The following is a 13,234-nucleotide window of genomic DNA, read 5'->3' as shown; positions in this document are numbered from 1 at the left end:
CCTTAATTAATACTAATAATTATAACTAAAATTTAAAAGGATTTAAAGATAAATTTTGATTATATAAAAATAGCTCAATATTCTAATTAGAATATTGAGCTATTTTTGTTAAACGATAACTAACATTGGTAAAATCATTGGTTTACGTTCAGTTTGTTCATATAAGAATTTTTGTAAGTCATCAACGATTGCATCATTAATCATGGCTTCTGTAATTTTATCATTTTTTAATAAGCGACTCATGACACGGAATAAGCGACGACGACCTTGATTAATTAATTCTCCTGATTCGCGCATATAGACAAATCCACGAGATAATAAATCTGGTCCTGCTTGAATTTCATGTTTTTTCATGTCAATCGTTGCAACGACAACAACAAGGCCTTCTTCAGAAAGGACTTGTCGATCATTTAGGACAGCGCTACCGATATCACCAATTCCTGAACCATCGACATAAATATCATCAGCTTCAAAATGACCAGCAATTCGAGCAGAATCACTAGTTAGAGCTAAGACATCACCATTTTCCATAATAAAGCTATTCTCTCTTGGAACGCCAATTTGTTCAGCTAATCCAGTATGAATTTTAAGCATTCTATATTCACCATGGACAGGGACGAAATACTTAGGTTTCATCAAACTGAGCATTAATTTTTGTTCTTCTTGGCCACCATGACCAGAAGTATGAATATTATTTACTTTACCATGGACAACAGTTGCTCCAGCTTCTGAAAGTTCATTAATAACGTGGTTTACACTGATTGTGTTACCAGGAATTGGAGAACTTGAGAAAACAACAGTATCACCAGGTTGAATAGAAACCTGACGATGAGTCCCATTAGCGATACGGCTAAGAGCTGCCATTGGTTCACCTTGTGATCCCGTACATAAAATTAAAATTTCATTTGCGGGTAATGAATTAATATCACGTGCATCAATTAAGGCATCATCTGGAATATTTAAGTATCCTAATTCACGTCCGTTAACAATTGCTGCCTCCATACTACGTCCAAAGACAGCGATTTTACGGCCTTTGGCAACAGCAGCTTCAGCAGCTTGTTGTACTCGGGAAATATTTGAAGCAAAAGTAGCAAAGATAATGCGGCCTTCACCTTTTTCAAAAATTCGTCGAATTGATTTACCAACGAATCTTTCTGATTTTGTAAAATTAGGAATTTCTGCATTTGTACTATCAGATAGTAGACAAAGTACACCATCAGCACCAAGTTGAGCCATTCTTTGAAGGTTGGGCGGCTGATTAGTAACAGGTGTTAGATCAAATTTGTAGTCCCCAGTGACTACAATGTTACCAGATGGCGTTTTGATTGCGACACCTAAAGTATCAGGAATTGAATGAGTTGTTCTAAAGAACGACACACTCGTTTTTCTGAATTTAAGAACAGTATCTTCTTCAATTTCATGCATTTCTGTTGTGGCAAGTAACCCGTGTTCTTCTAATTTTCCTTTGATTAATGCTGAAGCCAATGGTCCAGCATAAATTGGGACATTAATTTGTTTTAATAAATAGGGAATACCACCAATATGATCTTCATGACCATGGGTGATAACTAATGCTTTAATTTTTTGTTGATTGGCAACTAAGTATTGAAAATCAGGAATAACGTAATCAATTCCTAATAACTCATCTTCCGGAAACTTGATTCCTGCATCGACGACGATAATTTCATCTTGAAACTGGATGCCGTACATATTTTTACCAATTTCACCTAATCCGCCGACTGCAAAAACACCAGTCTCGTTATTTTTAACATTTATCTTTTTCATTCAGAAAACTCCGTCATTTTAAATGTAGGGTTTTCCTTTTCATATGCTAAAGCTTTATCTGATAATGTTTCAATGAATTCAATGTTATGTGTTGTTTGGTGACCAACAATACTTTGAGCTTCAATTTCAGAACTTGCTTCAAGGAAAAGTGATTTTGTTTCTTCTCTTTGTGGATTTCTATCTTGTGTTTCTTGATAATAAACTTTAAAAATCATTTGTAAAACTCCTTTAAATTAAATTGATATCATTTTGGTTAAAATGATTTGAAATGGAAATTAGAAACCGAACTGGGGGTTGTCTGCACAACATATAATTTATATTTTATCATATATTATTATTTAAGTATAGAATAGACCGATTTGAATAGACTTATAAAGGATAAAATTTAACAGACATGTTATAATTATGAAAAGTTATCGTATAAGGAAGAGTGGTGTTTTATAAATGTGGTTGGTAGTTAAAATAGTGACTGTAGTGGTTTTAATGATCATCATAATTTTAAATTATAACCGTCTGAAAAGAAATAGACAGATTACTATTCTTAAAAATAAAAGCAAACTTATTACAGATAATGCGGTTGAATTTGCTTTAAATAGACTACATGGTAATGAATATGGTATTAATTCTGAAATACTAAGGGTTACAGAAATTGTTTCAAAGGTTTGGGGTAAGAGGGTCATGGTATTTGAGTATCAATTTCAGATGAAGTCTCCTTCAGAAGAGAATATCGGGAAAATAAGAAACATTTTTTTCAATTTATTTGAAGAATTTGAAATGATGAACCTGGTTAAAAAAAGTGTCGAAGCAAAATCGGCATTTGAAGTAACAGATCTTTGGTATTTAGACGGTATTTTACATTTAGAGGTAGCACATTTGGTTAATGTTGAGACAATTATGTATACTAAAGATTTAAAAAAGGTATAGTTCAAACAGTATGTTTAAAGTGAAATAAAAAGAGTTTCTTCAATAAATTAATTATTGGAGAAACTCTTTAGTTATTTATTCAAGCATAATAGCATCGTTCGGTATAGCAAATGGTTTGTCAGTATTAATATGATCAAAGAATAATATACCATTTAAATGATCAATTTCATGTTGGACTACAATTGCTTCATAATTTTTCAAGCGGATTTTATGTTGTGTACCTTCGATATCAAAGTAACGAAGTGTAATCCGATCAGCTCTTGGCACATATCCAGGGACATCTCTATCAACTGATAAGCAACCTTCACCTTCTGAAAGTGCAGCAACTTGAACTGACTGACTTAAAATAGTAGGATTAATTAACACTTGTTTAAGTGTGGGCTCTTCACCTTCTGGGCCAGGGATTAAGACAGCAGTCATTCGTTTAGAAATTGCTAATTGCGGAGCTGCTAAGCCAACACCTGCGCGTAGATGATATTTTTCAGCTATTTCTTCATTTTGACTATTCTCTAAAAATTCCATTAAATCATGTGCGAGTTGTTTATCATCATCTGAAAGCGGAAAAGTCATTTCGCTTGAACGATTTCGTAAAATTGGATTACCTTCACGAATGATATTTTTCATTGTTATTTTAATCAAAATAGTACCTCCAAATTAATATTCTACGGTACATTGTAGCATAAAATAATCATATCTGTAGGCCATTTGAAAATTAATAGTTATGTTTCATTTCTTTTAGTTTTTAATGGATTGCTGTAAAATGAAACATAGTAATTACTTTCAAGTATATTGAAAGTATTAGTTGAAAATTAATTCAATAATTAAATAAAGTAAAAATAAAGGGAGTTTAACACACTAAATTATGAATAATAAAATTGATTACCCATTAGAAGCACATTGGACTACTGAAGAAATTATCTCTGTCAGTGAATTCTATAAAGCAATAGAATTAGCAAATTCTACAGGTATTGATCGAGAAGAATTGCTTTATAATTATCGTGAGTTTAAAAAAATTGTTCCTTCCAAAATGGAGGAAAAACAAATAGGCAGATCGTACGAAGATGAATCAGGTTTTAGTATTTATCGTACAATGAAATTTGCAAGAGAGAGTACAAGGGACGTTATTAAAATTAACCAATAGGGAGGTTATGATTTGAATATTGATGAGGTTAATTATCAGGTTAAAAGTTGGCTGACAGAGGCACGTGAAAATATTATTCATGCATTTGGAAATCCATTGTCTGTTGAAACAAAAAGTAGTCGAGTTGATCTTGTAACTAATATGGATAAACAGACTGAAAAATTTTTAGTAAACAAAATTCGTACCTTTGATCCGAAAGCCAAAATTTTAGGTGAAGAAGGTTTTGGGGATGATGTAACAAATTTAGATGGTACTGTTTGGATTGTTGATCCAATTGATGGCACAATGAATTTTGTCAAACAGAAAGATCATTTCGCGATTATGATTGGTATTTATGAAAACGGTATTGGAAAATTGGGATTCATTATGGATGTAATGAATAATGTTTTATATTCTGGTGGGCCAGATAGGGGCGTCTTTGCCAACGATAAAAAACTTGAAAAGCCTGAAAATATAGCACTTAAGGATGGCTTGCTAGGTTGTAGCTCACCTATGTTAATGATGGACTATAAGCATTTACAATCAATTGTTCAACATAGTTCAGGTGCTAGGGTTTATGGAAGTGCCGGTATTGAGTTTGTTCACATATTACGTGGACAAGAAATTGGTTATGTTTCTCACTTAAAACCATGGGATTTTGCAGCCGGTAAAATATTGGCGGAAACTCTTGGTATCACCGTGAAAACAATTGACGGGTTAGAGCTCGATATGTTACAATCAGCAGATGTATTAATAGCAACGGAAAACGCACAAGAGGACATTTTAAAACTACTAAATAGTTTTTAGTAGAATCGCGTTGTGGCTGTGACTAACAAGTCGCAGTTTTTTTATGCGATTTATTTATGAAAAAGTATGAAAACTTTTAGTAAGTGTGTTAATTGTCTGCTATAATAGTGAACTGTAGTTATTATTCGTAAAAATATTAAGGCTCCAACGAAAGGAAGAACAAACTTGAAAACAAGAGATGACATTCGTAACATTGCGATTATCGCCCATGTCGATCACGGTAAGACGACATTAGTTAATGAATTATTAAAACAATCAGATACATTGGATGGCCATTCAGAAATTAGTGACCGTGCCATGGATACAAATGATATTGAAAAAGAACGTGGTATTACAATTTTATCAAAAAATACTGCTGTTAGAGTTGGCGACAAACAAATTAACATTTTAGATACACCTGGACATGCCGATTTCGGTGGTGAAGTAGAACGTATCATGAAAATGGTTGATGGTGTTTTACTTGTCGTTGATGCTTTTGAAGGAACAATGCCTCAAACACGTTTTGTTTTGAAAAAAGCTTTAGAACAACAATTAGTACCAATCGTTGTTATTAACAAAATTGATCGTATGGGTGCTCGTCCACAAGAAGTTGTTGATGAAGTTCTTGATTTGTTTATTGAATTAGGTGCTGATGAAGCACAACTTGATTTCCCTGTTATTTATGCTAGTGCATACAATGGTACATCAAGTATGGATCCAGATATCGAAACTCAAAAACATTCTATGGATGACGTTTTTGAAACAATTATAAATACAATTCCTGCACCAGTTGATAACAGTGACGAACCATTACAATTCCAAGTTTCAATGTTGGATTATAATGAATATGTTGGTCGTGTTGGTATTGGTCGTGTGTTCCGTGGAAAAATTGCTGTTGGTGATCAAGTTTCTGTTATTAAACTTGACGGCTCAGTTCAAAACTTCCGTGTTTCAAAACTTTTTGGTTTCTTCGGTTTAGATCGTGTTGAAATTAATGAAGCTAAAGCCGGTGATTTAATTGCAGTTTCAGGGATGGATGACATCTTCGTTGGTGAAACTGTAACACCAAGTGATCATCAAGAAGCATTACCATTAATGCGTATTGATCCACCTACACTACAAATGACATTCAGAACGAATGATTCACCATTTGTTGGACAAGATGGTAAAAACATTACTGCTCGAAAGATGGAAGATCGTCTTAAATTACAATTGCATACTGATGTTTCATTGAAAATTGAAGATACAGATTCTCCAGATGCTTGGGTTGTTTCAGGTCGTGGAGAATTACATTTATCAATCTTAATTGAAACTTTACGTCGCGAAGACTATGAAATTCAAGTTTCACGTCCAGAAGTTATCTACCGTGAATTCGAAGGCAAGATGCAAGAACCATTTGAAAGCGTCCAAATCGATACACCTGATGAATATTCTGGTGGTGTTATTGATACAATGGCTCAACGTAAGGGTGAAATGATTAACATGGAGACCGGTAATAACGGCCAAACTCGTTTAACTTTCTCAGCTCCTACTCGTGGTTTAATTGGATATGATTCACAATTCCTTTCAATGACTCGTGGATACGGTATCTTAAATCATACTTTCTCTGAATACAAACCAGTTATCCGTAACTGGGAACCTGGTCGTCGTAATGGCGCATTAGTTTCTATTAATTCAGGAAAAGCTACAACATATTCAATTATGAGTATTGAAGAACGTGGAACAATTTATGTAACACCTACTACTGATATTTATGAAGGAATGGTTGTTGGACAAAGTAGCCGTGAACGTGATATTTCTGTAAATATTACTAAAGGAAAAGCTATGAGTAATGTTCGTTCTTCTAATAAAGATCAAACAGCCTCAATCAAGAAACCAACTATTCTTACTCTTGAAGAATCATTGGAATTCTTGAACACGGATGAATTATTAGAAATCACACCAAATAATTTACGCTTACGTAAACGTATCTTAGATACAAATATGCGTGAAAAAGCTCAAAAACAACATAAAACAGATTCAAAAAAAGGTTAATTTAAAAAGAGTTGAAAATGATTAAGTTCATTTTCAACTCTTTTTTTTAATCATGATAAATAGTAATATGGTATACTATTAGGAGTCACGAGAGAATAAAATCGATGAAAAACAACATTTCTAAAGAAAATGTGATGGTCACTTTGCAAGAAAATGTAGATAAAATAAATAAATTTATCTGGAAACAGCGAAATACATTTTACTAGCTTGGTTATGTTACATTTTAAGAAGTAGTTGATACTTAATTGTTCGTTTTTCTCGTGAAGTAGATTTTGTGTTGGAGTGTGCTCTGTTTGAAGAAAAAACTGAAAAGAAGCAGATAAAGAATCTTGAAGTAACTTCGAATAGACACTTTAGTACTAAATTTGAAAAAATGAAGAAATAAGTTGGATTAAAAATGCAAATTTTAAAAAGAATAACACAAAAATTACAATATCTTGATTATTTTATTTTTATACCGTATATCATATTATCCGGAATTGGTGTGGTCATGGTTTATTCTGCTAGTTCATATAAGGTTCAAATGGCGGGTGGCGATCCAACGACATATTTAAAAAAACAATTGCTTTTTGCCATTTTAGGATTGCTAGTTGCTTTCCTTATATATTCAATGAAGGTTAATTTTTTTAAAAGTTCTGGATTTATAATATTATTTGGTGCAGTGTCCATTCTGCTACTTTTATACGTAGTACTTAGCGGTAAAACAGTTAATGGTGCAGCAGGATGGATTAACTTTGGCTCTTTTAACATTCAGCCCGCAGAAATCAGCAAGATTTTTTTAGTCTTGTTTATGGCGCAACAAGTTGCATTCCGTGAAAATAAAGAATTAAGTTATGAGGGTAGAAATAAACGTCGTTTTATCTATGCGATTGCAGTAGCCTTACCACTCATTTTAATTTTGGTTGAACCAGATGTGGGTGGGTTTATTATTAATTTTAGTGCAGTATTAATCATTATTTTGGCTAGTGGGTATTCAATTGGAATAACTTCTTTAATTTCTGTTGGTGGCATGGGTACTTTAATGATATTATTATCAAAATTAAAATCTGTTTCTCCAGATTCTGGTGGTCCATTAGCATATATGGCTAAAAGATTTAGTGGATTCAATGATCCGTTTAAATATCAGCAATCAACTGGACAACAGCTGGTAAATTCATATTATGCATTAAGTAATGGTGGTATTTTTGGTGCAGGACTAGGAAATAGCATCCAAAAACGAGGCTATCTACCAGAACCGTATACTGATTTTATATTAGCAATTACAGGTGAAGAACTTGGATTATTGATGGTATTTTTTATTTTAATATTACTTTTCAGTATGATTGGACGAATTATCTTTATTGGTTCTAAAAGTAAAGAAACTTTCCATTCACTTTGTTGTTATGGAATTGCGACGTTTATGACAGTGCAGACTGTATTTAATGTTGGTGGTATATCAGGTGTTTTACCAATAACAGGTGTAACATTTCCATTTCTTAGTTATGGCGGATCAAGTATGCTTATCTTGAGTTTCTGTGTAGGCTTAGTTTTAAATATATCAGCTTTAAGAAAAAAGGAATTACTAAATAATAAATAAAAAGGGGGTCATAATCAAATGCTTGACGAAGAAAATGGGACTAAGTTAGTTATACAAAAAAGACAAGGTGTCATTGTGTTTTTATACCATATGAAGCAAATTAAGCAGTTGAAACGATTCGGTATTATTCAATATATTTCAAAAAAAATGAAATATGTTGTCATTTATATGAATCAAGAAGACCTACCCGAGACGATTAAGAAAATTCAAAATTTAAAATTTGTTAAAAAGACAGAAGTATCGCATCGCCCTGATATTGATATGGACTTTGGGTCTCGAATGGGTGAAAAAGCATTTAAATTAACAGATGAAGATCAAGAAAAATTTAAAAATAAAAGTGAGTAAAGTATATGAGAATAATTTCAGGTGAATATGGCGGAAGAAAATTAAAAGCAGTTCCGGGTATGGCAACAAGACCTACAACGGATAAAGTTAAGGAATCAGTGTTTAATATTATTGGTCCTTATTTTGATGGCGGTAAATCGTTAGATTTATTTGCAGGTAGCGGAGGGTTAAGTATCGAAGCTGTTTCTAGAGGAATCTCGCATGCTTTTCTAATTGATAGACAGTATCAAGCAATTAAAACAATTAATGATAATATTGCTATCACAAAGGAAGAAGATAAGTTTACGGTCTATAAGCAAGATGCCGATAAAGCAATTGGACTATTAAAAGGTAAAGAAACATTTGATCTTGTTTTTTTAGACCCACCTTATAAGACCCAAGAAATAATTGATACGATAAAAAAAATAGATAGCAGCGAGTTGTTAAATAATCAAGCTTTAATTATTTGTGAAACAGATCAATATGCTAACTTACCTGATGATATTTCTGGATTCAGGCTATTTAGGAGACAAAATTATGGAATTACACAGGTAACGATTTATCAAAAGGAGAACTAAAATGAATGCAGTTTTTCCGGGAAGTTTCGATCCATTAACTAATGGACACTTAGATATTATTGTTCGATCAAGCCAAATTTTTGATAAAGTTATTGTCGCAGTTATGACTAATACTAAAAAGAAGTCATTGTTTACAGCTGATGAAAAGGTAGATTTGATTAGTGAAGCTACCTTTTCATTAGCAAATGTAGAAGTAGTTAGTGTTGAATCAGATTTAACGATTAACTTAATGCACCAATTAGATGCTAAAATAATTATTCGTAGTGTTAGAAATAATAGGGATTTTGAATATGAAAAAGATATTGCATTGATGAACAAAGAGTTAGATGAAACAGTGGAAACTGTATTGATGCTTGCTAATCCTAAATACGCACATATTTCCTCAAGTTTAATGAAAGAAATATTTAAATTTGATGGAGATATTTCAAATATGGTACCTAATCATATAAAAGTAGCTATGATTAAAAAATGTCATGAAGTAATTAGTAAGGAAGATTAACTTAAATAAAATGAATCATCATTAAAATACGTGATAATGATTTAAGGAAAAAAACGAATTTCATTTTAAATGAAATTCGTTTTTTTGCGTATTTAAATATAAGAGGGAGGTGGATAAGATGGATCAAATAAAAAAAATTTGAATTGAATATCGAAAAATTATCATTATTTGTGTGGTATCTGTAATAGCATTGACCATTTTTTCAATAGTTACACAACATAAAAGTAGCAAAACAGATGATATGTTAGTTAATAGTATTACTAGTACGTCGTCTAGCTCGGAAAAAAATATATCAAGCCATTTAGAAACCTCAAATGGTGGGAAAATCGTTGTGGATATCAAAGGAAATATAAAAAAACCAGGTATATACACAATGAAAACAGGAATGAGAATTAGTCAGGTAATCGATTTAGCTGAGGGATTTTTATCTAACGCTGATCAGAAACAGATTAATTTAGCTCAAAAAGTAACAGATGAGATGGTTATATATGTTCCGGCAAAAGGGGAAGTAAAAGAAAATAAAGTAGCAGCTACTACTGCCCAAGGATCTTCTGTTATGGATGCAGGGTCTACTACAGGAACTCAGGATAAATCGAATGATGAATCAACGGTTAATTTAAACACCGCAACGAAAGAACAACTGCAAGGGTTGACTGGAATTGGACCAAAAAAAGCAGAACAAATTTTACAATATAGAGAAGAACATCAATCGTTTAAAACTACGGATGAATTAAAAGAAGTTGGCGGCATCGGTGATAAAACATATGAAAGTCTAAAGGACTCATTAGCGGTCTAACTTTTTTTAAAGATTTATTTTTGATATACTATAAAAAAATGAAAGAAGGAAATACCTAAATGCCTGATAATAGAATTCCTTGGGATCAATATTTTATGACGCAAGCTGCATTACTATCATTAAGAAGTACATGTGAAAGATTATCTGTTGGTGCGATACTTGTTAGAGATAAACGGATTATTGCAGGCGGATATAACGGCGCTGTTTCAGGGGATGTACATTGTATAGATGAAGGTTGCTACCTTGTAGACGGACATTGTGTACGAACGATTCATGCAGAAATGAATGCAGTTTTACAGTGTGCAAAGTTTGGCTCAGCGACAGATAATTCAGAAATTTATGTGACAGATTTTCCTTGTTTACAGTGTACAAAAATGCTACTTCAATCCGGCGTGAAAAAAATATATTATTTACGTAATTATCATAATGATGATTATGCCATATCACTATTAGAAAGAAATAATGTTATTTTTGAGCAAGTAAAAGTTGATAAAAATTATATTGAAGAAATTGTTCTGAATAAAATATTTTCAGAATAAAATCAGTTGAAGCAGTTGATCTATTTTTTGCGACGTTAGTTATTGGAATAACAAGTTTATATGTTGTAAATTACAATCCTATTTGGATTATTTTCGCTATCGTTATTTTTATACGAATTATTACGTTAAAACGTTCGATAACTTTTTATATTTGTTGTGTCTGTATTTTAATTTTTGGTATTTATTTTTACAGTAATGCGAAGGAAAGCCAGAAGCAAGTTGTAGTTGAAAAAGAGGTACAAAATGTTAATGTGAAAATTTACCCTGATGATTATTCAATCAATGGTGATTTGGTTAGTTTTGATGGACAAATAATTTCTAATTCACAAAAAATTCGAGGATTTTATAACTGTAAGTCACAAAATGAACTCAATAAGATTAAACATAATAAACACACTAAAATTATAAACGTTGATGCTAAGCTACAAAAAATTAAATCAGCGACAAATGAAAACGAGTTTGATTATCAAAGTTTTATGCGAACTAAATCAATTTACAATAGTATGACTATTATAAAAGTTAATAATAGTGAAAAAAATGTCATGAATTTATCGCTTGAATCCGTGATAAGTAAGTTACATGAATTACGAGCAGAATTAAAAAGTTATTTTAATTCTTTATCCAATCCGTTAGATAAATTTTTGAATGCTTTGGTAATTGGTGATAAGACTCAGGAATTCAATCAGGATTTAGCCTCTATAAGACAATTAGGATTAATTCATTTATTCTGTTTATCGGGTTTACATGTATATTATTTTGTGATGTTAATAAGAACGTTAGGAAATAGACTATTAATCCCACGTGAGACAGTAGCCAAAGGATTACTTTTTTTACTTCCATGCTATTTAGTTATTGCAGGGGAATCTAGTAGTTTACGACGTGCAATTTTTATGTGTATGGTTCAACTTATTTGTGAACTAATTGATAAACCTGTCCAAGGGATTACGGTTTGGTGTTTCGCTTTGTTAATAGGATTGGTGATTGAACCACAAGTACTGTTCACATTTGGCGGTCAGTTGAGCTATCTAATGTCATTACTACTAATCTTTATGGAGAATAAAGGTACTTTTGAATCAGGTATTTGGCTAAACTTATTTAGTTTGCCATTTATTTTTTTCAACGTTTATCAGTGGAATGTTCTATCAATTGTACTTAGTATTTTTATTATTCCTATTTTTGAATTCTTAATCCTACCAATTGTAATTTTTGGAGGAATGGTTGGGATTCATTTTAAGGTTGTTATGGATGGGATAAATACTGTATTAAAAACGTTTATTTATTTTTTTGATGAACTAGCACGTTTACCATTAACGATAACGTTTGGTAAACCCAGTTTAAATATGTGCATGCTATTTTTCATGTGCACCTTAACATGTTTTTTACATCCTTCGTGTATTAAAAGATGGGCAATATTAGTTAGTTTCTATGTTATGGTATTTCTATGGATCCATTTTCCAATTCGGCAAGAAGTCGTTTTTTTTGACATTGGTCAAGGGGATTCAACATTGATAAGAAAGCCGTTTAATAGGCAAATTACATTAGTAGATACAGGCGGTAAAGTTCATTTTAAGATGGATAGCTGGCGAACTAGAAAGGAGTATCAAACTTCTGGTGAAAAAATTATTACTAATTATTTATTAAGCAAAGGAATCAGTCATATAGACTATTTATATTTGACGCATCAAGATGCAGATCATATAGGTAATTTTCCGTCTATATTAACCAAAATAGACGTCGATAGAATGATTGTTCCATCTGGAATGGAACAACTGCCACAATTCATTAAAAAAATAGAATCTACTCGACCGCCTAAAATGGTGATACCTATGACAGATAATAGTAAAAAACAGGATGCTGAATTGATGATTCTACATCCTTTTAATCAAGGTATAGGAAAAAACGAAGATTCTCTTGTTTTATTTGGAACAATCGGGAAATATAGCTATCTTATTACTGGCGATTTGGACCGAGCTGGTGAAAAAAAGGTTATTCAAAAATATCCCAATTTACAAATATCAATTCTTAAAACAGGTCATCATGGCAGTAAAACTGCGACTGATCCAATATTTATTGATCAAATAAAACCGAAGTTAGCGGTGATTTCTGCTGGTAAGAATAATAGATATGGCCACCCACATCAAGAAACATTAGATACTTTGAAAAAATATCGAATACCGTTTGTTAGTACAGCAGAGCATGGTATGATAAGAATCAGCAAGTTTCAAAATTATAAAGAAAAATTAGAAGTTTTTAACAATGAAAAGAGCTGATAA

At 32.0% G+C, this 13,234-nt stretch carries 14 protein-coding genes; 11 read left to right on the top strand and 3 right to left on the bottom strand.

Annotated features, from left to right (window positions below; all coding sequences use genetic code 11):
* Positions 1 to 108 precede the first annotated feature (108 nt).
* Positions 109 to 1,785: a ribonuclease J1 gene (rnjA, locus tag AC1RPQ_RS05355; protein ID WP_409022391.1), complete on the bottom strand. Its 1,677-nt coding sequence runs from the start codon at positions 1,783 to 1,785 to the stop codon at positions 109 to 111.
* Positions 1,782 to 2,000: a DNA-directed RNA polymerase subunit epsilon gene (locus AC1RPQ_RS05350; protein WP_409022392.1), complete on the bottom strand. Its 219-nt coding sequence runs from the start codon at positions 1,998 to 2,000 to the stop codon at positions 1,782 to 1,784. The genes rnjA and AC1RPQ_RS05350 overlap by 4 nt, the downstream gene beginning before the upstream one ends.
* 229 nt (positions 2,001 to 2,229) lie before the next feature.
* On the opposite strand from AC1RPQ_RS05350, the gene AC1RPQ_RS05345 reads away from it, so the two are divergent.
* On the top strand, positions 2,230 to 2,709 hold the full coding sequence (locus tag AC1RPQ_RS05345) for a hypothetical protein (protein ID WP_409022393.1): 480 nt from the start codon (positions 2,230 to 2,232) through the stop codon (positions 2,707 to 2,709).
* Between the two features lie 75 nt (positions 2,710 to 2,784).
* On the opposite strand, the gene def is transcribed toward AC1RPQ_RS05345, so the two are convergent.
* Positions 2,785 to 3,333, bottom strand: coding sequence for a peptide deformylase (gene def / locus AC1RPQ_RS05340; RefSeq protein ID WP_409022787.1), 549 nt, complete (start codon positions 3,331 to 3,333; stop codon positions 2,785 to 2,787).
* A 238-nt stretch (positions 3,334 to 3,571) separates the two neighbouring features.
* On the opposite strand from def, the gene AC1RPQ_RS05335 reads away from it, so the two are divergent.
* From AC1RPQ_RS05335 to AC1RPQ_RS05290, 10 genes are all read left to right on the top strand, one after another.
* Positions 3,572 to 3,850, top strand: coding sequence for a UPF0223 family protein (locus tag AC1RPQ_RS05335; protein WP_481761700.1), 279 nt, complete (start codon positions 3,572 to 3,574; stop codon positions 3,848 to 3,850).
* A 12-nt stretch (positions 3,851 to 3,862) separates the two neighbouring features.
* Positions 3,863 to 4,636, top strand: coding sequence for an inositol monophosphatase family protein (locus AC1RPQ_RS05330; RefSeq protein WP_481761701.1), 774 nt, complete (start codon positions 3,863 to 3,865; stop codon positions 4,634 to 4,636).
* A gap of 165 nt (positions 4,637 to 4,801) precedes the next feature.
* Positions 4,802 to 6,649, top strand: a complete 1,848-nt coding sequence (gene typA / locus AC1RPQ_RS05325; protein ID WP_481761702.1) for a translational GTPase TypA — start codon at positions 4,802 to 4,804, stop codon at positions 6,647 to 6,649.
* A 397-nt stretch (positions 6,650 to 7,046) separates the two neighbouring features.
* Entirely contained in the window at positions 7,047 to 8,225 is a 1,179-nt protein-coding gene (locus AC1RPQ_RS05320; protein ID WP_481761703.1) for an FtsW/RodA/SpoVE family cell cycle protein, read from the top strand.
* 18 nt (positions 8,226 to 8,243) lie between these two features.
* On the top strand, positions 8,244 to 8,570 hold the full coding sequence (locus AC1RPQ_RS05315; RefSeq protein ID WP_481761704.1) for a YlbG family protein: 327 nt from the start codon (positions 8,244 to 8,246) through the stop codon (positions 8,568 to 8,570).
* A gap of 5 nt (positions 8,571 to 8,575) precedes the next feature.
* Positions 8,576 to 9,127, top strand: a complete 552-nt coding sequence (rsmD, locus tag AC1RPQ_RS05310) for a 16S rRNA (guanine(966)-N(2))-methyltransferase RsmD (RefSeq protein WP_481761705.1) — start codon at positions 8,576 to 8,578, stop codon at positions 9,125 to 9,127.
* Between the two features lies 1 nt (position 9,128).
* Complete coding sequence (coaD, locus tag AC1RPQ_RS05305) at positions 9,129 to 9,626, top strand: pantetheine-phosphate adenylyltransferase (RefSeq protein WP_481761706.1); 498 nt, start codon at positions 9,129 to 9,131, stop codon at positions 9,624 to 9,626.
* Between the two features lie 241 nt (positions 9,627 to 9,867).
* Positions 9,868 to 10,422: a helix-hairpin-helix domain-containing protein gene (locus tag AC1RPQ_RS05300; RefSeq protein ID WP_481762189.1), complete on the top strand. Its 555-nt coding sequence runs from the start codon at positions 9,868 to 9,870 to the stop codon at positions 10,420 to 10,422.
* A gap of 59 nt (positions 10,423 to 10,481) precedes the next feature.
* Positions 10,482 to 10,961, top strand: a complete 480-nt coding sequence (locus AC1RPQ_RS05295) for a ComE operon protein 2 (RefSeq protein ID WP_409022402.1) — start codon at positions 10,482 to 10,484, stop codon at positions 10,959 to 10,961.
* A 251-nt stretch (positions 10,962 to 11,212) separates the two neighbouring features.
* Positions 11,213 to 13,231 carry a DNA internalization-related competence protein ComEC/Rec2 gene (locus tag AC1RPQ_RS05290; RefSeq protein WP_481761708.1) on the top strand — a complete coding sequence of 673 codons (2,019 nt, stop codon included), beginning with the start codon at positions 11,213 to 11,215 and terminating at the stop codon, positions 13,229 to 13,231.
* Positions 13,232 to 13,234: the final 3 nt, after the last annotated feature.

Source organism: Dellaglioa sp. CoH-57-MRSF-21, from assembly GCF_056781915.1.
Note: the sequence above shows the minus strand (reverse complement) of the source record. Positions and strands in the feature narration are given on the sequence as shown.